A 24,886-nucleotide genomic window follows, 5' to 3' on the forward strand; every position below is an offset into this window, starting at 1 on the left:
AAGCCTCGGCTAAAACTGGAGAGACGGACATGACGACACACATGGACAATGGGAATTCACGGAATGTGGTTTCGCGGGGCTTGCTCCGCGCTGGCGCGACTATCGCCGGGCTTCTGGCGCTTCTGGGCGTGGCTCAGGCGCAGGAGGCTTCCATCAAGGGAACGGTCAACATCGTCGGCTTTTCCGGCGTGTTCGCCGACAACTACCAGAAGTTCATCATCGAACCGTTCAAGGCCAAACATCCCGGCATCGACGTAACCTATCAGCAGAGCAAGAACTCCGCGGAGACCCTTGCGCTGTTGACCCTGCAGCGCGCCGATCCGAAGATCGACATCGCGCTGATCGACGTTGCCGTCGCTATCAAGGCCAGCAAGGATGGCATTTTCGCCAAGCTCGACCCCGCCAAGGTCAAGGTACTCGACGAGATGCCCGCCTGGGCCCGTCTCGACGGTGACAAGGCCGTCGCGTTTTCGCAGGACAACCTGGCGATCCTCTACAATACCGATACCGTCAAGCAGCCGCCGACCAGCTGGAATGACCTGACCGACCCCAAATACAAGGGGAAGATCGCCGCAAAGCTTGGCGACACCCGCGGTGTCATCCTGCTGCCGATTCTCGACAAGCTGGCGGGTGCCGACTACAAGCAGAGCATCGACCCCGCGCTCGGCCTCTTGAAGAAGATCGCGCCCAACGTCTCGACCTGGGAGCCGGCTCCGGACTGTTATGCGGTGATCCAGAGCGGCGAAGTCGATCTTTCGATTTGCTGGAACGGCCGTGCGCAGTACCTGCACGACACTCAGGGCGGCAAGATCGGCGTCGCAGCCCCGAAGGAAGGCTCGATCGGTCAGACCAACACGATCGGCCTCGTCGAAAACTCCAAGAATGCCGCGGCCGCCCAGCTCTTCATCAACTATGCGCTCGGCACCGAAGCGCAGGCGGCGTTCGCCGAGAAGAGCTTCTATGGTCCGGTCAACACCAAGGTGAACCTGCCGGACGCCGTGGCTGCCCGCATCTATGGCTCGAAGGAAGCGCAGGCTGCGCAGATGTCGCTCGACTGGAATTTCGTCGCCGAGAAATACTCGGCCTGGATCCAGCGTATCAACCGCGAAGTCATCGCGCTCAACTGATCCAACTTGAGGAATCTGGCCGCCATGGCTGATCATCACGTCGTCATCGACAATCTCGTGAAGACCTATCCGGGCGCCCAGAAGCCTTCCGTGGATCACGTCAGCTTCTCGCTGCCGCGCGGCGAGATGCTGGCCCTGCTTGGTCCCTCGGGCTGTGGCAAGACAACGATCCTGCGCATGATAGCAGGCCTGATCGCCCCGACATCGGGGGCGATCAAGCTCGAGGGCAGGGATGTGTCGTCGATTGCCGTCTACAAGCGAAACATGGGTATGGTCTTCCAGGCCTATGCCCTGTTTCCCCATATGACAGTCGCCCAAAACGTCTCGTTCGGCCTCGAAATGCGCAAGGTCGGGCGCGCCGAACGGGAGGGGCGTGTCCGCAAGGCGCTCGATCTCGTGAAGCTTGCCGGGCTTGGCGACCGCAAAGTCAACCAGCTATCCGGCGGTCAGCAGCAGCGTGCGGCGATTGCCCGCTCGCTGGTGATCGAGCCGGAACTTCTGCTCCTCGACGAGCCGCTTTCCAATCTCGATGCCAAGCTTCGCGACGAGATGCGCGATGAGATCCGCGATATCCAGGCACGCACCGGCGTCACGGCGATCTTTGTCACCCACGACCAGGACGAGGCCTTGTCGATGGCAGACCGCCTGGCGGTCATGTCCGCCGGGCGGCTGGAACAGGTCGGCACGCCGCGCGAGATTTTCGACCGACCTCAGAGCGAGTTCGTTGCATCCTTCATCGGGGCCGGAACCTTCTTCGAAGGCCAGGTGGCCGAACCCGGCCTTGCCGTGGTCGAAGGGCTGAAGACGCTGCGTTTCGTCGGTGAAGCGCAGGTGGGATCGACGGTCAAACTGATGATCCGGCCGCACAGGCTGGTCCTCGCCGACAGTGCCGGCCAGCCGAACAGCTTCACGGGGACCGTGGAGCACATTGTCTATCGCGGCCAGATCCTGACGCTGAACATTCGCTGCGGGGGCAGGCTGCTACAGGCCGATCTTCCCACCCATGCCGGCATATTGCCCGAGAAGGGTAGCGAAGTGACGCTCGCCGTCGCCCCGCAAGACGTTACCCTGGTCGGGCAGGTGGCACCATGAGCGCCGCACTTACGGCTGCGCGGACATCACCGGCAAACGCGTCGCGCGGGGTATTGCTGCTGCTGCTATTGCCGGGGCTCATCGCCCTTGTGATTACCTTTCTCCTGCCGCTGATATGGCTTTTGCGGGCCTCCTTCGCATCCTCGACGATGGGCGCGTTCAGCGGCGGAAACTGGACGGTGCAATCCTATTCGGCAGTGCTGTCCGATCCGTTTTATTGGCGGGTGGCGTGGAATACGCTGGTGCTGGGCTTCAACGTGGCGATCTTTGCAGTGATCCTGTCCTATCCGATCGCGCTGTTCCTCGTGCGCACGGAAAGCCGCTTTCGCGGTGTCCTGACGGCACTTGCCGTTGCGCCGCTGTTAACGTCGTCGGTCGTCAGAACCTATGGCTGGATGGTCATCCTCGGAGACCGCGGCGTGATAAACAGCACGCTCCAGTCTCTTTCACTGACGGGCGGGGTTATCCGGCTCACCAATAACAGCTTCGGTGCCACGGTTGCACTGGTGGAAATCCTGATGCCCTACGCCATCCTCGCGATGCTCAGCGGCTTCGGGCGGCTGAACCCACAACTCGAGGAGGCTGCCGCCATGCTCGGGGCGAACCGCGTGAAGGTCTTCACGCGCATCATCCTGCCGCTCAGCGCACCCGGCGTGCTCACTGGAGCGCTTCTGGTCTTCGTGCTGGCGATCTCCTCTTTCGTGACGCCGCGGCTGATGGGCGGCGGACGCGTCTTCGTGCTCGGCACCGAAGTCTTCAACGAGGCGACGGTCACGCTCAACTGGCCGCTGGCGGCGGCTCTATCGGTCATGCTGCTGATCCTGTTCAGCAGCATCATCCTGCTTTACCAGCGCGCCTTGCGCGCCTTGGAGGCGTGAGGGGCCATGCCGAACAATCCACTTCTCGGCCGGATCACCTGGAATACACTGATCGCGCTGCTTTACCTGTTCCTGCTGGCGCCGATCATCGTTGTCTTCATCATCTCCTTCGATACGCGCCAGTATCTCGCCTTCCCGCCGGAGAGCTTCTCCTTCGGCTCCTATGTAAAGGTCTTCCAAAACGTCAAGTTCATCTCGGCCTTCTGGCGGAGCCTTGTCATCGGCGCGATTGTCGGTTTCGTCGCGGTTTCTGCCGGAATGCTGCTGTCGTTGTCGCTGTTGCGTTACCAATTCCGTGGCAAGGCGGCGGTGGGCTTCCTCATCCTCGCGCCGTTCCTGGTGCCACATATCGTCCTTGCCGTTGGCATCATGCTGGTGATCGCGCCGCTCGGCCTGCTGGATAGCTATCCGGGCATCGTGCTTGCCCATCTCGGCATCACGATCCCCTATACCGTCAGAACCATCACCATGAGCCTGATGGCGGTGGATACCCGTGTCGAGGAAGCAGCCCTCGTCCACGGCGCATCGCCACGCATGGTGTTCTGGCGTATCACCCTGCCGCTGGTGCGGCCCGGCCTGATAGCGGGCGGCGTGATTGCCTTCCTCATATCCTTTGACGAGGCGACGATCTCGCTCTTCATCGTGTCGGTCAAGGCTTCGACCCTGCCGACGGAAATCTACCACTATCTCGAATATTCTACCGATCCGCAGATCGCCGCACTCTCCGTCATCCTGATCCTGATCTCTGTTGGAGTCGTGATGATGGTCGAAAAGCTGATCGGCCTCCGCAAGGCGCTCTGACATGCTCGTTGAGACAACTGCCGGAACCGTCGATGGCTTTGAGGAAAACAGCTACGCTGTTTTCCTTGGGGTTCCCTATGCGGCACCGATTACTCCCGAGCGGCGTTTCGCCGCGCCGCAGCCCGTGTCGCGTTGGTCCGGCATCAGGTCTGCCCAGGCGCTCAGCGCCGTGTGCCCGCAGATCCCGACCTATGGTCCCGTGGGAAAGGGGGCTGCATCGACGCTGGAATTCGGCACCGACTTCCTGACGGTCAACATCCGCACACCGTCCGTCACCGGCTCGGCTCCGGTCCTGGTCTGGATTCACGGAGGGGGTTACGCGGTCGGTTCTGCCAATGAGGCAGTGCTGCAAAGTGGTGCATTCGCCGCCAGCGGTCTCGTCGAGGTGACCGTCAACTATCGGCTTGGGGCGCTCGGCTTTCTGCATCTGAACGACGGCTCGCCGGACAATCGTGGGCTTCTGGATCAGATCGCGGCACTGGAATGGGTCCGCGACAACATCTCCGCCTTCGGGGGGGATCCGAAGCAGGTCACGTTTGCAGGCCGCTCGGCGGGGGGCTTTTCTATCGCGGCTGTCATGGCCATGCCAGCGGCGCACGGATTGTTTGCCCGGGCAATGCCGCAGAGCGGCGCAAGCACCGGCGTCTCAACGATGGATGATGCCCGGAAGCTCAACAGGCGCATGCTGGACTATCTGCAGGTAACCGAAGCGGAACTCGCAAATCTGCCCTTCGAGAAACTGCTGATTGCACAGCGCGACCTCTGCAACGAGTCCTACGAACAGCATGACTTCGAGCGGGATGGCTCAGCGTCTATGCTGGGCGTGCCTTTCGTTCCGGTTATTGATGGGGTCACCCTTCCGCTGCATCCGGAAGACGCGGCCGCGTGCGGAAAGACAGCCGCTGTCCCGATGATGATCGGCTGCACGACGGGCGAATACGTCACGCATGCCACCGCGCAGCCGGAAATGGATTTCGAGCTTGCGGCCCAGTTGCTGCATCAGCGCGTGTTGCCCCTGGGGTTGACCGGTGTCGAGGTCGTTCGGCGATATCGCGAGGTCCTTCCGGAGCACACGGCACGCGGCATCTGGAGGGCCATTGGCGGTGACCTGGTGTTCCAGAACCCAACCACCCGGTTCGCGCGCCTCCATGCCGCGCACCAGCCGGTCTATAAATATCTCTACGGTGCCATCGAGCCGGACGAGCTTGGCGCACCGCATGGTGCGGAGGTCGGGGAGGTCTGGTATCGTCAAGGAATGGATGTCAGCCATCTGCCGACCCGTCAGTCCGTCAAGGATAGGACCTTTGCGACAGCGGTTCACCACGTCTGGGTTTCGTTCATTCGCGACGCGGCGCCCGAGACACCTGCAGGCTGGTGGCCGCGTTATTCCGGTGCCAAGCCGCAGATCTTGCATATGGAGAAGGGCGTATTTCGCGTCTCGACGGATCCATTCGACGGTCGAACAATGCTTTGGGAAAGGTCACTCACCTAACCAGGTATCCTGGGGCGGGCCTGCCCCTGCATGGGCTTCGCTTCGATGATGGAGATTGCGATCTTGTTCAATCCACCTCTAGCTTCCGCTGAGCAAATCGACCTATGGGTATTATCGGGCAATCCGAGCCGGTCTAAGGAGACATCTTGTCGGCTTGAAACAATTGCCACGCTCTGCAGTCCTTTCGAATTCAGGATCTTGGATGCCCCCTGACTATCTGGATACGAAACAGCTCGAGGCGTTCATTGCCGTGATGTCGATCGGCAGCATGACCGGAGCTGCCAAGGCGCTGGGCAAGTCGCAGCCGGTTATTACCCGGCTCATACAAGATCTGGAGCAGGAACTCGGATTTCCGATCCTGCATCGCAACGGTCCGCGGATAGCGCCCACGGAACATGGCGTGGCCTTCTTTGCGCAGGCGGAGCTGTTCTTGAGCGGATTGCGCACGATCAGCGAACGTGCCCGGTCGATCGCGACAGCGCGGGCGACGCCGATTGAGGTGGCGTCGATCCCGGCCATCGCTGCGAGCATCGTGCCGCTTGCCCTCAGCGACCTCCCCCCGGACCAGTTTCCGGATCATGTCCACCTTCGAAGCACGTCGGCCGAGAACGTCGTGCAGGCGGTCGTGGCGCGAACCGCTGATATCGGCATCGCAAGCCTGCCGCTGGACAATCCGGGGGTGGATGTGCATTGGGTGGGCGAAGTGCCCTGTGTCGCCGTTGTCGCGACAAACGATCCCCTGGCCGGTGTCGATCTGCTTTCCGCGGAAAACCTGAAGGGCCGCCGGTTGATCGCATCCGCCAATCCGTATCGGCTGAGGATGAGGATCGACAAGGCGCTTGCGGAACAGTCGATCGAAACGGGTGGAATTATCGACAGCAATGCGACTTATGTGTCGCTCGCGCTGGCTCGTTCGGGACTTGGCGTGGCGATCGTCGAGTCCGTTACCCTGACGGGCCTTCCGATCCGGGATGTCGTCGTCCTACCGCTTGCCTTCCATATCCCGTTCTATTGGGGCGTCATCACGGCGACGGGCGTACCGCTGCCTGCGACTGTGGAGCGGCTGATCTTATCCATGGAGCGCCGGGCAATGGACGTGCCGCATTTTCGCAGGCTCAAAGCAGAACCTCCTGTTTAGGCAATTGATAACCGATTTCATTACCGCGTTCGCAGGCGGATTGCCATCCAAGATTACGGGATGCGGGTCTCGCAGCAGCGTCAGCCGTGTTACCTCAGCGTGGCATGCGCCAAGGGCATCTGCACCCCTCGTTGATCGTCATTCGTGAGCGACACACGCGGCTCTGCGTGAAATGCTCGAGCCACAACGTGCACGGATCGGCAACGGCCGCTGCAATACGGTCCTGTCATGGAGCCGCCGGTCGTGCGGTTGGATCAGTCCCGTGGTTTTCGTAGGATGCAGTGCAAGAACTGTCAGGCCCATAGCCCGTGCAAGCCTGCCGACCTCTTAGATGCGGCGGTGGACGGGAGACGATCGCTACCAAACTCGAAAAGCAGATTATCGGTCAGCTCACGGCGGGTGATGTGCCGACGTTCCGCGATCATCTGTACGAACGGACGGCATACAAGGCGCTCTTCTATCACCAGCTCGATCCACCCGAGGTGAACGGGCTACCGGCCGCAAGGGGCAACGCCCTGCGGCTCGCTGAGGAGCTCGTCGATCTCGTCGCCGATGTGAGGGCTGTAGGATGGCTGGTAAGCATTTTGGCTTTGGCAAGCTTGCCAATATCAAACCGGACGCTGGAACTGGACCTGCAAGTTCATACGGCAAGATTGATGCAATCGGCGCGCGCCCCGGGTTCATCGCCTGCGAACTGGTCCAGAGGTTGATCCGCCGGAGGCCGGCAGAGCCGTCCGCCAACCTCAATATCCGCTCGTCGATCACGACCTTCACTCGCTTCCTGCAACCCTGCGAGCGGAACCGGATGCCGTACTCCCAGCGGGTGAAGGAACTCGCGGAAGGGGGTGGGGGCGATTGACGCAACTGCGTTAACGCACATCAACGCATTTTAGGTGCATGTTCGAAGGATCGTGCTCACGTACACCAAGTACACAAAACCGTTAACACAAGTTAGGCAGCGCAAGGCCGAGACGCTCGCACCGAAATTCAGGCATGCAGTATTTGCGATTTTCTGACGGCCAAAATGAACGATCATGCAAGATTATCGGATGTTTGTGCGCCGGGACAGGCTGTGCGGTTTGTAGTCTCAAGACCTCCGGAAACCGCTCCCGCGCCCCAGCTTATTCGAGCCCCTTCTAAGATACCTGTCACATGCTCACTTTTTTGTTGTTGACGTCACGAAACGGTTGCACGAAGCAGGTTGTGCGACGTTAGGATGCGTCGTGTTTTTGACGGCAAGTTGATTCGCTTCGAGGGGGCTCATGCGTAGCAGTCGGTTTGGTTTTGCGGCTTTTGCCGCCACGGTATCGCTTTGCGTTTTTTCCGGCGGTGTGGCCGGAGCGATGGTTGTAGACGGGCTGCTAGGACATGGAGCACTCGCGGCCGAGCAGGGTGCGAAGCCGGGCGGCTTTGGCACCGGCGGTGCGGGTCTTGGGGGCGGGACCACTGGCCGGACTGGAGCCGGGCAGTCAACTGCGGGTGGAACGGCAGGCCAGGCCGGCGGTTCGGGGGGCGGAGGCGCTCGAGCCAGGCACTGCGACCCGGCCGGAGGCTGGCGCTTCGTCGAATGATCGTGCGGTCGATCGGACGCTTGGGATCGGCAAGCCGCAGGAAAAGGGTCTGGGGGCAGGGGCTGTTGACGGCAAGGCGGGTGGGACCGCTTTAGGAAAGCCGGCCGACAAGCAGGCCGGTGACGACGCGCAATCCGGCAGCGCAGATGCCAAGGCCAAGGATGGCGAGGGTGCAGTTGAGCCTCAGGCAATGTCGGCCATGGCGGCTGCAGCGCCGGCGGTAGGGGGACGTCCCAACAATGCGCCGGAGAAACCGTCCGTGCCGGAGATTACTGGCAACGGGTTCTTCACCCAGAAGGTCGGCATCGACGTCCCGGGCTTCCGCGGCCTGGAGCCGAAGCTTGCGCTGAACTACAGTTCGTCACGCAAGACGCGGCTGGGCGGGCTTTACCAGGGCTGGCTCGGTTATGCCTGGGGGCTTGACGGTTTCGACGTGATCGAGCGGGCGACGCCCGGCTACGGCTATCCGTACTTCGATGGCAATGACGTCTACCTGCTGAACGGCGAGGAACTGGTGCGTTGTGCCACCGGCATGGTGGCAGCCTCGTGCTCGGCCGGTGGCACGCATGTGACCGAGAACGAGAACTTCAAGCGGGTGATCTTCGATGCGACCGCCAATACCTGGACGGTGACCGACCGCGACGGGACGGTGTCGCTGTTCAGATCGGTAATGGCGATTGCCGGCAGCACGCCGGCGTCCGGCACGCCTGACTATCAGTTGCAGCATGACGGTCGTTTCCTGCTGTCGTCGGTGACCGACACCAACGGCAATGCCGTCAACTATGCCTATAGCTGCCCGGACCTGCCGGTATGTTATCCGTCGGTGGTCAGTTATGGCGGCATGAGCGTCAACTTCTATTACGAAGCCCGGCCGGATGTCCTGGTCATGGCCAACGGACTGGGGCTTTCCTATACCAAGCAACGGATCAGAACGATTGACGTCAAGGTCGGCGCGGAACTGCGATCAGCCTATACGCTGACCTACGACCAGGCGCCGTTCTCGAACGCCTCGCGGCTCACCAAGGTGGACCGTTACGGCCGTGACGCCACCGTCTCCTCCGAAGGCGTCGTCACCGGAACCACGTCCAAGACCATCGCCAGATGACCTATGACAACCTGGTGATCAGCTATCAGCAGGGATATTATGCCCAGCCGCAACGACCATGTTGCGCGTCGTATGTCCCGGTCCTCGAAACGGCGGTGGACTTCGATTCCGACGGCAAGGACGAACTCGAGGTTATCACCAATGTCGACGGCATCGAGGAATGGCCCGGCCGCACGACGATGTGGGATGTCTATCGGTTTAACAGCGGTGGTGCTGGAGCACACATCGCTTCGGTCAATCTGCGTCCGCTTTATCTAAAGGACGACAACGGAACGGCCCGCGTTTTTCCTCTGGTGGCGGGACGCTTCTCTGCCGGCCAGCCGAAACAGGTGCCGGTGTCCTACATCTATGCAAAACAAGTCTTGGACTCGGTCGAATATGTCAGCGCCAAGGCAATGATCTCCCTGGGGGGACTGTCTGACTGCTATGCAGCCGCGTGCTCCCAGTTTTATCAGGAGCCTAACCCCTATTCCGAACCGCCGTCGGTTGCGACCCTCGATCACGACGGTGATGGTGTGGATATTCTCGTTGGAAGCGGGATTACCGGGATGGGCGACTTTGCCGCCAACGGCCGGCAGGGATACGTCAATACCAACAACGGCGTATCTGCCTTCCGTGTCATCAACGGAGCCTGGTCCTCGGTCTGGATCGGGGCAAATTGTTATGCGACGACCTATAATTTCTACGTCTGCGCGCTTGGCGATTTGAACGGAGATGGCGCGACGGATCTGGTCGGCGCCTCAAAACGACTGAGCGGCGACACAAATTACACTGCGCAAATTTGGCTTTCGACGGGCAAGGGTTTCGTGTCCATGGCGGGCACTTTCCCATGGCGCCTCGATACGGCGCTTCGTGATGCCGACAATGACGGCAAGGTAGATATCTACCAGGACGGGACGGTCCTGACGCTTGGGGCCTAACCGGCTCAGTTCCGCGTGGAAACCAACAATCCGACGCTTCGAAGACCAAATCCATATCGATGGCGGCATGCATCGATATCACCTAGCCCAAGCCTATAAGACCTCGAGAATGCCCTTCCTCGTTCGCAAGGATGACTGCGGCGAAGTTTTAGATATTCTTAATTCGGGCATCATCACTTGGTCAGCCCCAGTTGCCTCACCGCCGCTAGTTTCAGACGGCAATCCTGACCAGCCGCAGCAAGCTTGATAGAATATTGCCAACATCTCGTTGTGACGTCGAAGCTGGATCCGGCCACCGCCGAAGTTCTCCCGAACGGTCTTATTGCGTTCTGCCATGTCATTGAATGCCGGCAGCCCAAGATCAGGCGTAGATCGCCCCCCTAAAAGGATATATCGTCGTCCAAATCTCTTGAAAAGTTCCCGCCCGTTGATCCGATCGTCGTGACGATAACTTCGCCCTCGATGATCGCGAACGGCGATGCGCTTCCGACGAATGCTGTTTGACGAACCAACGTCGGCGCTTGATCCGGAACTGGTCGGAGAGGTCCTCAAAGTCATGCGATCGCTGGCCGAGGAGGGACGAACGATGCCGGTGGTTACCCATGAAATGGCGTTCGCACGCGACGTCTCGAATAGAATTGTCTTTCTTCACAAGGGAGCCGTAGAAGAGGAAGGGGCTCCCTCGGAGCTATTTCGATTTCCGAAGTCACCGAGGTTTCAGCAGTTTCCTGCGAGCGTTCGGCAATAACCGCAATCTCGAAATCGCGATGGCATCCCAGGCTGTGGCGCGGCCCGAGAGCCTCCCTACAGGTAGATCGCCATGTATTTCCGTTCTGCTTTACGGCGAGCGGCGGCTGAAAGGCCGTGTCCTCTGATGTTGCGCGGTTTGAGGCTGGATTGCCTCCACTTGCTCGGAAAACTGTGCCACAGCACATGACCTTGCGGTCCGATGGAACCACGACATTGCTGATATGTTGATCGACTGTCGATCGGTAGTGAATCATGGAAGTTCTGCAAAGTTTGAGTTGACCGTCTTCGATGGCAAGGCGACAGTTGCAACCTGCGGCAGGGCAGGAGGAAAACGATGGACGAGAAAGACCGCTGGCGCCACATGGCAAGCGCACCGAGAGACGGTAGTCGGATCTTGGTGACGATCCGCCCTTCCGAACAGGGACCAGCAGAAGTTGACCTCGCGTATTGGTCGAATGGCGATCAGTTCGGTGGTGAAGGCTGGCGCGCCTCTGATTCCTCGCCCGGGCACGTCATCGAATATGCTGAGCCGGAATTGAAGTGTTGGATGCCGATGCCCTCGGCCAACCTCAATCGCCTCTCACTGCCCTCACCCTGGGAAGGCAGCGACGCCCAGCAGTTCGACGGGTCAGGGATTTAAGAAGCCACGCCCTCGGCGAATTCAGTTTGCGTTGCACCCGTCGCAATGACCTCGGCACCGAGCGTTTCGCCGGCTGGATCAGGAACCGTGACGACGTCCTGCGAATTCCGCTTGTCTTGCGTCCATGGATCCGCATGTCATCTTCGACTGTGAGAAGGTTCTGCCGAACCCTTCGCGCTCCCGGCCGCCGCGGCAGCCGGCAACAAACTCTCATAGCGTTCCTCTTCTCCCGTTCGGCGGTAAAAGTCCTGAGACAGCGATCAAGGGAACTCCTCCCCGGCTTAGACGCAGTCGTCTAAGCCGGGCATAGTATATCATATTTTATGATATAAATCATAAATTCGGTTGACATTCTCAGTTGCTCAGGCAGTATCTGAGCCATTCGGATAGCCGATTAGCACGCTGGAACTGGGAGGATAACGGCATGCTTTCGAGACGGACGTTTATGTGGCTCGCGGGAACATTTCTCGCGACAAGGCCGGCGCTTGGGCAAGTGCCGAGCAACGATTTGCCCCGAGAACAGCTGCTGATTCTCGAAAATCCGGAAGGTACAATCAAAAACGCCGGATGGTTCAACATTTGGGCCATCAATGCCGGTGGCCAGACGACGGGTCTCCATCAGAATGTGATGGACACCTTCTGGTACATCGACCCGGATCACGGCATCGACGGTGTCTGGGACAATTCCCTTGCGACGGAAAAACCGATTTATAACAAGAATTTCACGGAGATGACCGTCAAGCTCCGCTCCGGCATCTTCTGGAGCGATGGCATCGAATTCACTGCCGACGACGTGGTGTTCACGATCGAGACCCACATGAAGACCAGCGGCCTACGCTGGAGCGCCCCGGTCCAGATCAACGTCGCGGCGATCGAGAAGAAGAGCCCGACTGAAGTGCTCTTCAAGCTCAAAAAACCCAATTCACGCTTCCACGCACTGTTTACGGTTCGCTGGAACGCCATGTGGATGATGCCGAAGCATGTCTTTGAGAAGGTCGGTGACGTTCTCAAGTTCGACTTCAACCCGCCGGTCGGGCTGGGCGCCTATACGCTCCACAATTTCGACCGCGGCGGCAAGTGGTTCATCTGGAAGAAACGTGAGGATTGGAAGCGTACCACGGTAGCCCGGTTCGGCGAGCCTGGCCCAGGTTACCTCGCTTATATTGACCCGGGACCGCCTGAAAAACGCGTTATTGAGCAGCTCAACCATCGTCTCGACGTCATCCACGACCTGTCCCCCGAAGGCATGTTCACGCTCGCCAAGGACTCGCCGTCGTCGGTCAGTTGGTTCAAGGGTTTCCCGTACGCACACCCTGATCCGACATTGCCTTCGGTCATCTTCAACCATCGGCTGGAGAAATTCCAGAATAAGGACGTACGCTGGGCGCTGGCGCTGCTGATCGACATCAAGGCCGTCAGCATGGCCTCCTATCGAGGCGCGGCCACCATTTCGGCAATCGGCGTGCCGCCCACCGGACTTTATCCGAAATATTATTTCGAACCGATGGAGCAGTGGCTGACGGGCTTCGAACTCGACACGGGCAAGCGGAAGATCAAGCCGTACGACCCGACGACGGGCAAGCAGATCGCCGACATGCTGCGTCCGTCCCTCAAGGACCAGATACCAACGGACACGGCAGATATTGCGACAGCGTTTGGCCGCGGATGGTGGAAACCTGACCCGGAGGCGGCAACCGAACTTCTCCAGAAAGCCGGCTTCACCAAACAGGGCGAGCGCTGGCACCAGCCGAACGGGCAACCGTTCACCGTGAAAGTCATGGTGGAAGGCGATCTCAGGCCGGTCATGACACGCGCCGGATCGATCATTGCGCAACAATGGCGGCGTTTCGGCATCGATGCGAATATCGACGTCGCCCAGGGAACGATGCTTGACCGGCGAGGCGTCGGCGACTTCGACACCTTCATAGGCTGGAGCGTGGAAACCTGGGGTGGTCACCCTGACCTGTCGTTCTTCCTCGACAGCTGGCATTCCCAGTTTGTCGTCGATGTCGGCAAGGTGCAACCGCCGAGAAACTGGCAACGTTGGAAAGAACCGAGGCTGGACAAGATCATCGAGGAGATTCGCACGATCGATTTCGACGATCCCCGCGGGGTCGAGCTCGGTCTCGATTATCTGAAGCTGGCCACCGAGGAGATGCCGATCATTCCGCTCATGGCCTACAACGTCTTCGCGACCATGGACACGACGTATTGGACCGGTTTCCCGAGCCTCGCAACCAAGCCTTACACGAACCCGGTCGCCAACTGGGGTAACACCAAATACATGATGGTCAACTTGAAGCCGACCAAGCCGGCAAAGTGAGAAACTGCCGCCCGGCGCCTCCAAGGCGCCGGGCGGAGACCTCATCCCGATATGCGAGGCATCAATGCGTTCCTACGCCATCTACGTGGCCAAGCGCGTCCTGCAGTTCGCGCTGGTCGTTTTTGTCGGCATCAGCATCACGTTTCTGATCACGCATCTTACGCCGATAGATCCGGTCGAGCATGCCGTCGCTCAAGTCAGTACATTTGGTTTTTCCAGCCCCGAATCCATCGAACTTCTTCGGCAGTCCCTTAAGGAACTCTACGGCGTCGGCGACAATCTGTGGGAGGAATATCTCATTTTCTGGCGACGTCTTGCCATGCTCGACTTCGGCCCCTCACTGTCGGCATTCCCCACGCCCGTGAGTGAACTGATCGGAAGAGCCATCCCCTGGACGATCGGTCTCCTTACAGTGTCCACCGTATTGAGCTGGTTTATCGGGAATATCCTCGGCGGATTGGCGGGCTACTACAGCCGCAATCGGATCCTTCGGATCCTCGGTATGATCATGATGGGGCTCCATCCCGTGCCCTACTACATTGTCGCCTTCGTTCTGTTGATCGTCTTCACATTCCTCCTGCCGATCCTGCCGAGCAGCGGCGGCTACGAGATGAATCTTGCGACCGGCTGGACGCCGCAATTCGCGGGCAGCGTTCTGTTGCACTCCATTCTGCCATCGCTCTCCCTCATCCTCGTCGGTGTCGGAAGCTGGTTCATGGGAATGCGGGCGCTGGTTTCGAATATCGTTACCGACGACTACGTCACTTACGCTGCACTCGCCGGCGTCCCCGAAAAGCGGCTCGTGACGTCCTACGTGATGCGTAACGCATTCTTGCCGCAGATCACCGGTCTTGCGATGTCGATCGGCGCAATCTTCAACGGTGCGGTAATCACCGAGCAGGTTTTCGGCTACCCGGGCATCGGGCGCCTCCTGGTCGAAGCAGTCCATGCTGCCGATTATTCGCTCGTTCTGGGGATCACGTCGATTGCAATCATCGCGGTTTCGGCAGCCGTCTTCATCATCGACATCATCTATCCCCTGATCGACCCGCGCGTACAGGTGACCCAATGATTGCCGTCCTGAGAGACCTGTTCCGCTATAACGGCGAGTTTGCGATCGGATGCGTGATCATGGCGATCATCCTCGGCATCGCCGCTGCCTCTTTCTTCTCCCCCTACGAGCCGATCGACTCCTACCTTGTGGCCTTGGATGCACCACCGTCGCTGGAATATGTATTCGGAACCAATTCGCGCGGTCAGGACATTTTCTGGCAATTGACCTTTGCGATTCGCAATACTCTCGCCTTCGGCTTCATCGTAGCGCTCATCAGCCGCATACTCTCCCTGGTGATCGGGCTGATCTCCGGTTATGTCGGCGGGATCGTTGACCGGATCCTGATGTCGATCAACGATACGTTTATCGTCATCCCACTCTTCCCGCTTCTGGTCCTGCTCTATTTTGTGTTGCGTGACGACATGACCTGGTTCGTGCTTGCACTCGTCATGGCGGGCCTCGGATGGGCCTATGATGCGCGGCTTATTCGATCAGTGATGATAAGCCTCAGAACCCGTGAATTCACCAACACCAGCGTCTTCTCCGGCATGTCCATGCCAAGGATCGTCACGCAGGAACATCTACCCTATGTGCTGCCGATCGTCTTCTCGACGTTCATGAACAACATGAACTGGTCGATCGGGCTCGAAGTCACGCTTGCAGTCTTGGGCTTTACCGATGTCGATACGCCGACCATCGGCGGCATGATCTTCTGGGCCAACCAGCACAGTGCAATGGTGTCCGGCGTCTGGTGGTGGTACTTTTTCCCAACCCTTTTCGTGACGTTGACGTTCATCGGACTCTTCCTTCTGGCCATCTCGATGAATGAATACATCGATCCGCGCAGCCGGCTCGATCGGATGGGGAATTCCTGATGACGCAGATCTCCGCCTCAGCTGGTCACGGAAACGCGCACGTCCTGGAAACGAGCGACCTTCGCGCCTACTACCGGATGAAATATTTTGGGATCGACCGCGAAGTAAGGGCTGTCGACGGAATCTCGATGCACGTGCGCAAGCACGAGATCTATGGCATTGCAGGCGAATCCAGTTGCGGCAAAACCACGTTCATCAAAGCGATCGCCGCTGCGATCAGACCCCCGCTGGAAATTGTCGGCGGACAGGTAAACTATAGCTTCATCGACGACGATCTCTACGCTTTGTCCCCGGCACGACGCACCGCCATACGCTGGCGACACCTCTCCTACATCCTGCAAGGCTCGATGAACGTGCTCAATCCCGTTCGTCGTATTCACAAAACCTTCGAGGATTTCGCGTTCCGGCACATGCATTTGGCGCGCGCCGAATTCGACCAGGAGGTGCGACGCCATCTGGAGCGGCTGGGCCTTCCTGCTGAGATACTTCGCTCCTATCCGCACGAACTATCGGGCGGGATGCGACAGCGCGTTTGTATCGCGCTCGCGACACTTTGTAAGCCGGAATTCATCATCGCCGACGAACCGACGACCGCGCTCGATGTCGTCGTCCAGAAAGACGTCCTGGCGATGATCCGGGAAACGCAACATGAATTCGGATCGTCAATGATCTTCGTGACCCATGACCTGACGGTTCATGCAAATATCGCTGACAGGCTCGGCATCATGTATGCCGGCCGGCTCGTCGAAGAAGGGCGAACGGCGGACGTTTTTGCCAATCCTTTGCATCCGTACACGGCCCATCTGATCGCCAGCCTGCCGACGATCGGCGACAGGCATACACGCGACGGGCTTCACGGAACCCCGCCGAACCTGGCCGATCCTCCAAAAGGGTGTCGTTTCCATCCGCGATGCCCACTGGCGATGGAGATTTGCCGACACGAGAACCCCGCCCTTACCACCCTCGCAGAAGATCACAGGGTGGCATGTTTTGCGGCGAGTTCGGACGTCCTGCCGACAGCTGATGGGAAGCCGAACCAGCCCGAGGCATTGGAGATCGGGCGATGACGGCTCCTCTTCTGCACCTCGACGGCGTCTCCAGGCTCTACAAACGGGGGGGCTTGCTTGGCCGTCAGGAATTCCGGGCGGTCGACAATGTGTCGTTCCGCCTGGAGGGCGATGAACCTCAAATCTTCACGATCATCGGTGAATCCGGAAGCGGCAAGACGACACTTGCGAGGATGATCCTCAATATGGTCCGGCCAAGCGCGGGGACGATCTTCTTCAAGGGCCGCGACCTGGCTTCGATCCGCGGACCTGGAGCGCGGCGAAGGTTCATGAAAGAGGTCCAGCCGATCTTCCAGAACCCTTTCGAGGCGTTCAATCCCTTGAAACGCGTCGATCGCTATCTGTTCATGACGGCAAGGAACTTCACTGACGCCCGTTCACCCGCGCAGCTGGAAGCCGTTGCCGACAGGGCGCTGAACAACGTCGGCCTGTCGATTGCCGAAGTCCGCGGCCGGTTCCCTCATGAGCTCTCCGGAGGTCAGCTCCAGCGAGTGGCGATTGCCCGGGCACTTATCCCCGGCCCATCTATGCTCGTCGCGGACGAGCCGGTTTCGATGGTCGATGCCTCGCTGAGAATGTCCATCGTTAATCTGTTTCGTGCACTGCGCGATGATCTCAGGGTTTCGATCATCTACATCACGCACGATCTTGCCACGGCCTATTACGTCAGCGACAGGATCATCATCATGCGCAAGGGGGAGATCGTCGAAAGCGGTGAGGCGCGCTCGGTCCTTGACAACCCCCAGCATCCGTACTCGCAACTCCTGAAGTCCGCCATCCTGTCTCCCGACCCGAACGGTCGCGGCGTGCTGACCGGCGACAGCGCCGCGACCCAGCAAGCGCGTGCATCACCACAGCCGTCGACCGAAGAGACAGAGCTGCAGCCGCATTAGCGGCGAATTATCCATTTCCTGAAGCAAAGTGAGATTTGAGATGATCAAGGCCCAAGCCCGGTTCGACCGGGACTTTATCATTGGTGAAACCGACAACCGTCTGTTCGGCGCGTTTATCGAGCATCTTGGCCGCTGCGTCTACGGCGGCATTTTCGAACCCGGCCATCCAACGGCTGACGAAAAAGGGTTCAGGCGGGATGTTCTGGAGCTCGTGCGCGAGCTCAATCCCACCATCATGCGCTACCCCGGCGGCAACTTCGTTTCCGGTTACAATTGGGAGGATGGGGTAGGCCCGGTCGAGCAGCGCCCACGCCGCCTCGACCTGGCATGGAAATCCGTCGACACCAATCATTTCGGAACCAACGAATTCATGGACTGGTGCCGGGTTGCCGGCATCGAACCGATGTTGGCTGTCAACCTCGGCACACGCGGACCAGACGAAGCCCGCCATCTCCTTGAATACTGCAATCATCCTTCCGGCACCCACCTTTCCGACCTGCGCCAACAGCACGGCTGGGAAAAACCGCACGACATCAAATTCTGGTGCCTGGGCAACGAAATGGACGGCGGCTGGCAGATGGGGGCGAAAACGGCCGACGAATACGGCCGCATCGCCGCCGAGACCGCAAAGATGATGCGGATGACCGATCCGACGATCGAACTGGCGGCCTGCGGATCCTCCGGGCGAAAAATGGCGACATATGGCGAATGGGAGAGGATCGTCCTCGAACACACGTTCGATCATGTCGAGTTCATATCGCTGCACACCTATCTCAATAATTATGCCGACGATACGCCGTCGTTCCTCGCAAGCCCTGACCTGATGGACAGCTTCATCGAAGAAGTGGTTTCGATCGCCGATGCTGTCGCGGCGCGCCGTCGCTCCCGCAAGCGCATCATGCTGAGTTTCGATGAGTGGAATGTCTGGTATCGTACCCGGCGCGGCGAACATAACCGCGTCAAGGAAGGATGGCCCGTTGCTCCACCCATCCTGGAGGAGGAATACGACATGCAGGATGCGCTTGCCTTCGGCGGCGCATGCATCTCACTCCTCAATCACGCCGATCGCGTTAAGGCCGGATGCCTCGCCCAGCTTGTAAACGCCATTGCCCCCATCATGACGGAAACCGGTGGTCCGGCCTGGCGGCAAACGATCTTTTGGCCTTTCTCGGACTTCAGCAATCTTGGCAGGGGCCGTGTTCTCAGAACTCGCGTGGATACGCCGACCTATGCCACACGCTACTACGACCCCACGCACACGGAAGACCTGTACGACAAGATCGACGCGGTTCCCTACCTCAAGTTCTCGGCAGTGCATTCCGAAGAGAACAAGACAGTCACCCTCTTTATCCTGAACCGGCACCTTTCCGACGATATGCAGATTGATATCGCGGCAACCGGCTTTGGCGGGCTAAAGCTGCAGCGAGCACATTCGCTGCATCACCATGACCTCAAGGCGAGCAACACCAAGAATGAGCCGGACAAGGTGGCCCCTCACAATCTGAGGGACATAGAGGTGACGAGCGGCAGTGTTACGGTCACTGTTCCCCCGGCGTCATGGAACGTCGTTCAGTTTGGCGCTTCCCTGTGAAGCCGAGGTCGAGGACGGATCGTGCTTGCCCCAGCCGTCGTCAGGCGAGATAGAGCCGCATGATGATGTCCTGGTCGTAGTTGCCGAAGCCGCGACCGAAGATGTTGATGCCCCCTGGGTGGGGGGCATGCTCCTCTATGCCGATTTTCATCCTGATCGAATGATGCTCGGCCAAGCCGATGTCGTCGATTGTGACGTTGGAGATCGATACGCCGTCGATAAACGATCCCTGCTTGGTTACGCGCCAAGTCTTCAGCTTTCCGTATTGAGAGCCTTCAAGCTTCCACCACTGTGGCGTATAGACCCCGCGTTTGTCGCCGTAGTCACCGGGTGACGTCCAGGTCCCAATGCGATGTTCGTTGATCCACAGCGTTATGTCGGACGGCCAGTTGACGTTCGTCCCCGGCACTTCCGACGAAAGCTCCATCGAAAATTCGATTGCCTCGACCGCTGACTTCACAAGCTTGGCGTTGTTTGGAAACTTGTATTCGACATTGCCGCGCCCGAACCAGATCAACGCTGCTTGCACCCGGCCGGGATCCAGAAAAAAATCGGGAACATCCAGCAAGCCGATGACGCCGTCTGGCGAGCAAAGCCCGCAGGGTGCGGAAACTTCGCAGCTCGTGTAGAGCCCTAGAGGCATCGCGACCTCGATCTGGTTGTTTCTGGTTGCTTTTTCAGCGGTGTCGAACCGGACGATGATCTCGTCGTATTTGGCGCTGCAAATCTTCTGATTGCCTTTGGTCGCCTTGACGGAAGAGGTCTCGATGAGACCGGCCTCTTCAAGAGTCAGAATGTTCACGGCAACTGTCGACTGCGGCAGCGACAAGGCCGCGCTAATTTCATTGACGTTTAGCTTTCCCCGATCATGGAGAAGCTGAAGAATGTTGACTCGAATGGGTGAAGCCAGGCCCTTTAGAACCAAGCTGCCGGTACCAGCGGAAACTGTGAGAAAATTCGGCTTCATACTTCAGATCATGCTGTTGTCCTTCATCTGTATCAGGATTTTTGATTTAGTAAGAGCGAATTTTTCGGCGGCTGGCACGTTAGTCGCCCCAAAAATCTCAACAAGACCCCCACCCGCCGTCACTTCAGGTGCGATCTGCTGCCGCTTCGTCGACAAGGCCATTTCGGATCTCAACGGCTATTCCCGCGCGGCCCACCAATTTTCCAATCTCAACAAGGTGCGCCCACTCAGATGCAGCTCGGTAGAGGTACAGGTTTCGCCCGCTCAAGCCGGCAGAAGCATAATGCGGTGGATCGTTTCCTCGGCGATGCGGTGGTCGCTGTAAAGGAGCGGCACGTATTCGCCTTTCGACCAAATGCTGGCCAAGTCCCCATAGTGCGGCGAGCGCGGATCGCCGGACTGGCCGGGGGTGTTGATGCAGACGCTGTTGTCCCAGTCGCCGACATCCATGACGAGGCGGACGGAGGCGCCGGCGTTGACGCTAAAATCGCCCATCCGATAGGCGGCATGCATCGGCGTCGAGCGGCTGCCTCCCACTGGCAGCGGGCCGACATTCCAGTCAGTGGCCCCTTCGGTCTTGATACGGCTGGTCGCGTGTTCGAAGAGCGCGCGGTGCAGGTCGCCCCAGCGCCAGGCGGCTGGATCAGGGCCGAGCCGGATTTCGCAATCGGCAAAACCGGCGGAAAGCGTCGATAGCAGCATGGCGTCGCGATCGGCGGCGTCCCAGAGTGTGCCGAGTTCGCTGAGCAGCGCCAGCATCCGGTCGACATCGCCGGGCAGCAGCAGTTGGCGGACGGTCGGGTTCGGTGCGAACCTCGTCAACAGCGCCGGCCGCAGGTGTTTCATCCACCAGACTTCGAAGAGCGTGGCCGGTGCACTCCCCGCTTCGAGGCGGTAATCCCAGCCGTCGAAAAGCTTCGTGGCGCGCTCCTGCCGGTCATCCAGCAGTTGACGGCTGGCGACTTTTTGAAGCACGGCGCAGATGGTCGCGGCCGGGCGGGAATAGACATCGGTCTGCAAAGCCATCGAGGCCTGCAGCGTGTGTTTGAGATCGGCGCGCAGGACCGACTTGATGCGCTGGGCGCGGCTGACCTCCGCCCATTCGTGGCCGATGGAAGGGGCTGTCGGGTCGCGGTCGGCCGGCAGGTTCATTTCGTTGGCGGAGGCGACGAAGCCATCGGCCGGGTTATAGGCGTAGGGCAGATCGCCCGCCGACAGGAATCCGTCCCATTCGTGGGATCCATGACCGGGCACAGGCAGCAGCCCTTCCCAGTTGCGGCGCACTGGCGTGAAACCGGCGGTGAACCAGCCGATATTGCCGTCCACATCGGCACTGACATGGTTGACGGACGGCGTGCCCCAGGACCCGAGCGTCTGCGAAAACGCCTGAACCGAACCGCTGCGCATATAGGACAGGCTGCCAAGATAGGCTGCCGACCCCGGCGAGAGCCAGACGGAGCGCATGGCAATGACCTGGCGAATCTCCGGGTTCTCGTGGAGGATCGGGCCGTGGCGGGTGAAGGAGAGCGTCAGCGTCTGCTCGGCATGACCCTTGACCGCGAAGTTCTCCTCCACGCGGGTGATCTTCTCCCAGCCGTCGCCATAACGATAGTGTTCCGCATCGCCGTCCTTCGTCTCGTAAACATAGACGTCTTCCTGATCGGCGCCGAAGATGGTGAGGCCGAAGGCGGTGCGGTCGTTATGGCCAAGCGAGATGCCGGGCGCGGTCGGTTCGCCGGTGCCGATGGTGTTGAAGCCCGGGGCTTGGAGGTGAACGAGATAACGTAGCGACGGCACTGCATGCGCCCGGTGCGGATCGCTTGCAAGGATCGGCCGGCCGGTCTCGGTGCGCGAACCGTGCACCGCCCAGTTGTTGGACCCTTCCTCCGCGATCGCCTGGACGATATCGCCGAGATCGGTGACCTCCGTCCATTTCCAGACGTCGTCGAGTGTTGCCGCCAGCCGGGCCTTGTCGAAGGTGACGGCCGCGGTGGCAAGCTTGAAGAGACGGGTCGCGGCAAGCGGAATATCGGCGAGCGAGATCCCGTCGGCCGGCGTCAGAGAGACGGGCGGATCGAGTTCGAAGCGCAGCAGGTCCGTTTCGGCGTCCGCAAGCGCCATGATGTTGGCGCGTAGGATTTCCGAAATGCCGTTGCGGGTCAGCGCGTGGCTGCGGATGCGCACCACGTCGTCCGGCTCCCACCGCGACGGCCTGGTGTCGAAGACGGCGAATTCGGGCGGCAGGCGGGCGGGTTCCGCCTTGCAGAGCGTGACATAGGCATTGATGCCGGCCGCAAAGGCGGTGCAGATCGCCTGCGTATCCGATGCATAGGAAATCCATTCAGGGGCCATGTCGCCGCGATAGAGGAAATGCCGGGCGGCATGATCCTGCGCCAGATAGCCAGGGCCGAAATCGGCGGCGAGAAGCCCGAGGCCACGCTTGCGCCAAAGGTCGAGTTGCCACAGCCGGTCGCGGGCGGCGTTGAACCCCTGGACGAAGAACAGGTCCTTATCGCTTGCCGCCCTGATATGCGGGATGCCCCAGCGGTCGATCCGGATTTCTGCTTCGGCATCGAGGCCGGTCAGCAGGAGTGTTTCGTTCCTTGGAACATCGCTCATGGCATTCTCCTACGCGTGATGGCAGGCGACACGGGCGCCATCGGCGCGTGGCGTCAGTTCCGGCCGCTCTCTCGAGCAGATTTCGGTCGCAAGCGGACAGCGTGTGTGGAAGGCGCAGCCAGACGGGATGTTTGAAGGACTTGGCAACTCGCCACTGAGGATGAAGCGCTGCTTGGCGCGCTGCACCTCTGGGTCGGCTTCCGGCACGGCCGACATCAGCGCCTTGGTATAGGGATGTTTCGGATTGGCGAAGAAGGTGTCACGGTCGGCCATCTCGACGAACCGGCCGAGATACATGACCACCACCCGGTCGCAGATGTGCCGGACCACGCCGAGATCATGGCTGACGAACAGGTAGGAGACGCCGGTGCGCTTCTGCAAGGCGACCAGCAGGTTGAGTATCTGGGCGCGAACAGAAACGTCGAGCGCCGAGACTGGCTCGTCGCAGATCAGGAGATCCGGCTCCAGGGCAAGTGCGCGGGCGATCACTACGCGCTGGCGCTGGCCGCCGGAGAACTGGTGCGGATATCGGTCCGCATGTTCGGGACGCAGGCCGACCTGTTGTAGCAGCGTTGCGACACGTTCCCTCAGCGCCTTGCCTTTGGCGACGCCGCGCGCGATCAGCGGTTCGCCGATGGTGGCGCCCACCGTGGACCGCGGATCGAGAGACAACGCCGGATCCTGGAAGATCATCTGCACCTTGCGGCGGATATCGTTGAGCTGCCGGCGATTGGCGCCGACCACTTCGTCGCCGCTGATGCGCACGCTTCCCGAAATGGGAGCCTGCAGGCCGACAATGGTGTTGGAAAGGGTCGACTTGCCGCAGCCGGATTCACCGACCAGCGCCACGGTCTCGCCGCGGGCGATATCGAGGTCAACGCCGTTGACCGCCTTGATCACCGGGCCGGCTTTGCCGAGCAATCCGCCTCGGCCGCCGAAATGCACCGCCACGTCGCGGATTTCGAGAACGTTCTGACGCTCGCTCATGCCGCCACCTCGCGGATTTCCGCCATGCGATCGATATGCCAGCAGGCCGAACGATGGCTTCCGCCGCAATCGAAAAGAGGCGGCTGTTCGGTGCGACACTTGTCGGTCGCGAGCGGACAGCGTTCGGTGAAACGGCAACCGACGCCGAATTCGTTCGGCGTCGGCACCGTCCCCTCGATGGTCGCGAGGTCCGCCTTCGGCGCATCATCGAGCTTGGGGACGCTGGCCAGCAAAAGGGCCGTATAAGGGTGCTTGGGCTGCCGGAAGAGATCGTGCACCGGCGCGATTTCGGCGATGCGGCCCGCATACATCACCGCCACGTCGTCGGCGATATCGGCGACCACGCCCATGTCGTGGGTGATCAGCACGATTGCCGTGCCGCGATCGGCGACCAGCTTCTTCATCAGGTCGAGTATCTGCGCCTGGATGGTCACGTCGAGCGCCGTGGTCGGTTCGTCGGCGACGAGCACGCGCGGGCCGCAGATCAGCGCGATCGAGATCATGATGCGCTGGCACATGCCGCCGGATAGTTCGAACGGATATTGATCCAGCCGCCTTGCCGGGTCGGGAATGCCGACATCGACCAGCATCTGTCGCGCCTTCTCATAGGCCTCTGCCTTCGAGACGCCGTGATGGGCGCGATAGGCCTCGGCAATCTGCGAGCCGACCGTCGTCAGCGGATCGAGCGAGGCGCTCGGCTCCTGGAAGATGATCGAGATGTCCTTGCCGCGCGCCTTGCGGAACTGTCGCTCGGACAGGGCGGCAAGATCGGTATTTTCGAGCATGATCCGGCCGGCGGTGCGGCGGGCGGCGGGCGGCAGCAGGCCGAGCATGGCATAGGAGGTCAGCGATTTGCCGCAGCCGGACTCACCCACCAGCGCCATGACTTTGCCGGGCGCTACAGTGAACGAGATATCGTCGACGACATTGGCGCCACCGATATCGATGGTGAGCCGATCGACCGTCAGCAATGGATTGGCAGCGGCGTCCATCATG

Annotated in this window: 21 protein-coding genes and 1 pseudogene; 17 read left to right on the forward strand and 5 right to left on the reverse strand. The window is 60.1% G+C overall.

The window, feature by feature from the left end; translation table 11 throughout:
• Positions 1-29 precede the first annotated feature (29 nt).
• The 17 genes and pseudogenes from GQ59_RS05545 to arfA all read left to right on the forward strand — a co-directional run bounded on the left by GQ59_RS05545 (position 30) and on the right by arfA (position 19,317).
• Positions 30-1,127 (forward strand): ABC transporter substrate-binding protein, encoded by a 1,098-nt coding sequence (locus GQ59_RS05545; RefSeq protein WP_174459607.1) that lies wholly within the window; start codon positions 30-32, stop codon positions 1,125-1,127.
• Positions 1,128-1,151: 24 nt separating this feature from the next.
• Positions 1,152-2,219, forward strand: a complete 1,068-nt coding sequence (locus GQ59_RS05550) for an ABC transporter ATP-binding protein (protein WP_037078594.1) — start codon at positions 1,152-1,154, stop codon at positions 2,217-2,219.
• On the forward strand, positions 2,216-3,097 hold the full coding sequence (locus GQ59_RS05555; RefSeq protein ID WP_037078596.1) for an ABC transporter permease: 882 nt from the start codon (positions 2,216-2,218) through the stop codon (positions 3,095-3,097). Before GQ59_RS05550 ends, GQ59_RS05555 begins: the two co-directional genes overlap by 4 nt.
• A 6-nt stretch (positions 3,098-3,103) precedes the next feature.
• Entirely contained in the window at positions 3,104-3,898 is a 795-nt protein-coding gene (locus GQ59_RS05560) for an ABC transporter permease (protein ID WP_051903808.1), read from the forward strand.
• Position 3,899: 1 nt separating this feature from the next.
• Entirely contained in the window at positions 3,900-5,390 is a 1,491-nt protein-coding gene (locus tag GQ59_RS05565; RefSeq protein WP_037078599.1) for a carboxylesterase/lipase family protein, read from the forward strand.
• 202 nt (positions 5,391-5,592) lie between these two features.
• Positions 5,593-6,528, forward strand: a complete 936-nt coding sequence (locus tag GQ59_RS05570; protein WP_037078602.1) for a LysR family transcriptional regulator — start codon at positions 5,593-5,595, stop codon at positions 6,526-6,528.
• A 568-nt stretch (positions 6,529-7,096) separates the two neighbouring features.
• A complete protein-coding gene (locus GQ59_RS05575) occupies positions 7,097-7,387 on the forward strand; it encodes a hypothetical protein (RefSeq protein ID WP_037078604.1) in 291 nt (96 codons plus the stop codon).
• A gap of 572 nt (positions 7,388-7,959) precedes the next feature.
• On the forward strand, positions 7,960-9,204 hold the full coding sequence (locus GQ59_RS05580) for a hypothetical protein (protein WP_152564239.1): 1,245 nt from the start codon (positions 7,960-7,962) through the stop codon (positions 9,202-9,204).
• On the forward strand, positions 9,201-10,124 hold the full coding sequence (locus GQ59_RS05585) for an FG-GAP repeat domain-containing protein (protein WP_037078609.1): 924 nt from the start codon (positions 9,201-9,203) through the stop codon (positions 10,122-10,124). Before GQ59_RS05580 ends, GQ59_RS05585 begins: the two co-directional genes overlap by 4 nt.
• Positions 10,125-10,599: 475 nt before the next feature.
• Positions 10,600-10,872 (forward strand): annotated as a pseudogene (locus GQ59_RS05590) (histidine/lysine/arginine/ornithine ABC transporter ATP-binding protein); the annotation flags it as partial.
• Between the two features lie 336 nt (positions 10,873-11,208).
• A complete protein-coding gene (locus tag GQ59_RS05595) occupies positions 11,209-11,514 on the forward strand; it encodes a hypothetical protein (RefSeq protein ID WP_037078614.1) in 306 nt (101 codons plus the stop codon).
• Between the two features lie 424 nt (positions 11,515-11,938).
• On the forward strand, positions 11,939-13,837 hold the full coding sequence (locus GQ59_RS05600; RefSeq protein ID WP_037078615.1) for an ABC transporter substrate-binding protein: 1,899 nt from the start codon (positions 11,939-11,941) through the stop codon (positions 13,835-13,837).
• Positions 13,838-13,901: 64 nt separating this feature from the next.
• The gene (locus GQ59_RS05605; protein ID WP_037078618.1) at positions 13,902-14,909 is read left to right on the forward strand and encodes an ABC transporter permease; all 1,008 of its coding nucleotides are present in this window, start codon (positions 13,902-13,904) and stop codon (positions 14,907-14,909) included.
• Complete coding sequence (locus GQ59_RS05610; protein ID WP_037078620.1) at positions 14,906-15,766, forward strand: ABC transporter permease; 861 nt, start codon at positions 14,906-14,908, stop codon at positions 15,764-15,766. Before GQ59_RS05605 ends, GQ59_RS05610 begins: the two co-directional genes overlap by 4 nt.
• A complete protein-coding gene (locus GQ59_RS05615; RefSeq protein WP_051903809.1) occupies positions 15,766-16,833 on the forward strand; it encodes an ABC transporter ATP-binding protein in 1,068 nt (355 codons plus the stop codon). The genes GQ59_RS05610 and GQ59_RS05615 overlap by 1 nt, the downstream gene beginning before the upstream one ends.
• Positions 16,830-17,726 carry an ABC transporter ATP-binding protein gene (locus tag GQ59_RS05620; protein WP_051903810.1) on the forward strand — a complete coding sequence of 299 codons (897 nt, stop codon included), beginning with the start codon at positions 16,830-16,832 and terminating at the stop codon, positions 17,724-17,726. Before GQ59_RS05615 ends, GQ59_RS05620 begins: the two co-directional genes overlap by 4 nt.
• 43 nt (positions 17,727-17,769) lie before the next feature.
• The gene (arfA, locus tag GQ59_RS05625) at positions 17,770-19,317 is read left to right on the forward strand and encodes an arabinosylfuranosidase ArfA (RefSeq protein ID WP_432762569.1); all 1,548 of its coding nucleotides are present in this window, start codon (positions 17,770-17,772) and stop codon (positions 19,315-19,317) included.
• Between the two features lie 40 nt (positions 19,318-19,357).
• On the opposite strand, the gene GQ59_RS05630 is transcribed toward arfA, so the two are convergent.
• The 5 genes from GQ59_RS05630 to GQ59_RS05645 all read right to left on the reverse strand — a co-directional run bounded on the left by GQ59_RS05630 (position 19,358) and on the right by GQ59_RS05645 (position 24,882).
• On the reverse strand, positions 19,358-20,284 hold the full coding sequence (locus GQ59_RS05630; RefSeq protein WP_037078626.1) for an ArsR/SmtB family transcription factor: 927 nt from the start codon (positions 20,282-20,284) through the stop codon (positions 19,358-19,360).
• Positions 20,285-20,287: 3 nt separating this feature from the next.
• Complete coding sequence (locus GQ59_RS32310; protein WP_156376344.1) at positions 20,288-20,446, reverse strand: hypothetical protein; 159 nt, start codon at positions 20,444-20,446, stop codon at positions 20,288-20,290.
• A 102-nt stretch (positions 20,447-20,548) separates the two neighbouring features.
• Positions 20,549-22,903, reverse strand: coding sequence for a penicillin acylase family protein (locus GQ59_RS05635; protein WP_037078628.1), 2,355 nt, complete (start codon positions 22,901-22,903; stop codon positions 20,549-20,551).
• Between the two features lie 9 nt (positions 22,904-22,912).
• Positions 22,913-23,890: an ABC transporter ATP-binding protein gene (locus GQ59_RS05640; protein WP_037078631.1), complete on the reverse strand. Its 978-nt coding sequence runs from the start codon at positions 23,888-23,890 to the stop codon at positions 22,913-22,915.
• On the reverse strand, positions 23,887-24,882 hold the full coding sequence (locus tag GQ59_RS05645) for an ABC transporter ATP-binding protein (RefSeq protein ID WP_152564240.1): 996 nt from the start codon (positions 24,880-24,882) through the stop codon (positions 23,887-23,889). The genes GQ59_RS05640 and GQ59_RS05645 overlap by 4 nt, the downstream gene beginning before the upstream one ends.
• Positions 24,883-24,886 lie beyond the last annotated feature (4 nt).

Source organism: Neorhizobium vignae (genome assembly GCF_000732195.1).
Taxonomy (GTDB): Bacteria; Pseudomonadota; Alphaproteobacteria; order Rhizobiales; family Rhizobiaceae; genus Neorhizobium; species Neorhizobium vignae.

Coding starts and splice junctions, on each gene's coding strand:
- GQ59_RS05545 (WP_174459607.1), top strand. CDS start 30: ATGACGACACACATGGACAATGGGAATTCACGGAATGTGGTTTCGCGG.
- GQ59_RS05550 (WP_037078594.1), top strand. CDS start 1,152: ATGGCTGATCATCACGTCGTCATCGACAATCTCGTGAAGACCTATCCG.
- GQ59_RS05555 (WP_037078596.1), top strand. CDS start 2,216: ATGAGCGCCGCACTTACGGCTGCGCGGACATCACCGGCAAACGCGTCG.
- GQ59_RS05560 (WP_051903808.1), top strand. CDS start 3,104: ATGCCGAACAATCCACTTCTCGGCCGGATCACCTGGAATACACTGATC.
- GQ59_RS05565 (WP_037078599.1), top strand. CDS start 3,900: ATGCTCGTTGAGACAACTGCCGGAACCGTCGATGGCTTTGAGGAAAAC.
- GQ59_RS05570 (WP_037078602.1), top strand. CDS start 5,593: ATGCCCCCTGACTATCTGGATACGAAACAGCTCGAGGCGTTCATTGCC.
- GQ59_RS05575 (WP_037078604.1), top strand. CDS start 7,097: ATGGCTGGTAAGCATTTTGGCTTTGGCAAGCTTGCCAATATCAAACCG.
- GQ59_RS05585 (WP_037078609.1), top strand. CDS start 9,201: ATGACCTATGACAACCTGGTGATCAGCTATCAGCAGGGATATTATGCC.
- GQ59_RS05595 (WP_037078614.1), top strand. CDS start 11,209: ATGGACGAGAAAGACCGCTGGCGCCACATGGCAAGCGCACCGAGAGAC.
- GQ59_RS05600 (WP_037078615.1), top strand. CDS start 11,939: ATGCTTTCGAGACGGACGTTTATGTGGCTCGCGGGAACATTTCTCGCG.
- GQ59_RS05605 (WP_037078618.1), top strand. CDS start 13,902: ATGCGTTCCTACGCCATCTACGTGGCCAAGCGCGTCCTGCAGTTCGCG.
- GQ59_RS05610 (WP_037078620.1), top strand. CDS start 14,906: ATGATTGCCGTCCTGAGAGACCTGTTCCGCTATAACGGCGAGTTTGCG.
- GQ59_RS05615 (WP_051903809.1), top strand. CDS start 15,766: ATGACGCAGATCTCCGCCTCAGCTGGTCACGGAAACGCGCACGTCCTG.
- GQ59_RS05620 (WP_051903810.1), top strand. CDS start 16,830: ATGACGGCTCCTCTTCTGCACCTCGACGGCGTCTCCAGGCTCTACAAA.
- GQ59_RS05630 (WP_037078626.1), bottom strand. CDS start 20,284: ATGAAGCCGAATTTTCTCACAGTTTCCGCTGGTACCGGCAGCTTGGTT.
- GQ59_RS32310 (WP_156376344.1), bottom strand. CDS start 20,446: ATGGCCTTGTCGACGAAGCGGCAGCAGATCGCACCTGAAGTGACGGCG.
- GQ59_RS05635 (WP_037078628.1), bottom strand. CDS start 22,903: ATGAGCGATGTTCCAAGGAACGAAACACTCCTGCTGACCGGCCTCGAT.
- GQ59_RS05640 (WP_037078631.1), bottom strand. CDS start 23,890: ATGAGCGAGCGTCAGAACGTTCTCGAAATCCGCGACGTGGCGGTGCAT.
- GQ59_RS05645 (WP_152564240.1), bottom strand. CDS start 24,882: ATGGACGCCGCTGCCAATCCATTGCTGACGGTCGATCGGCTCACCATC.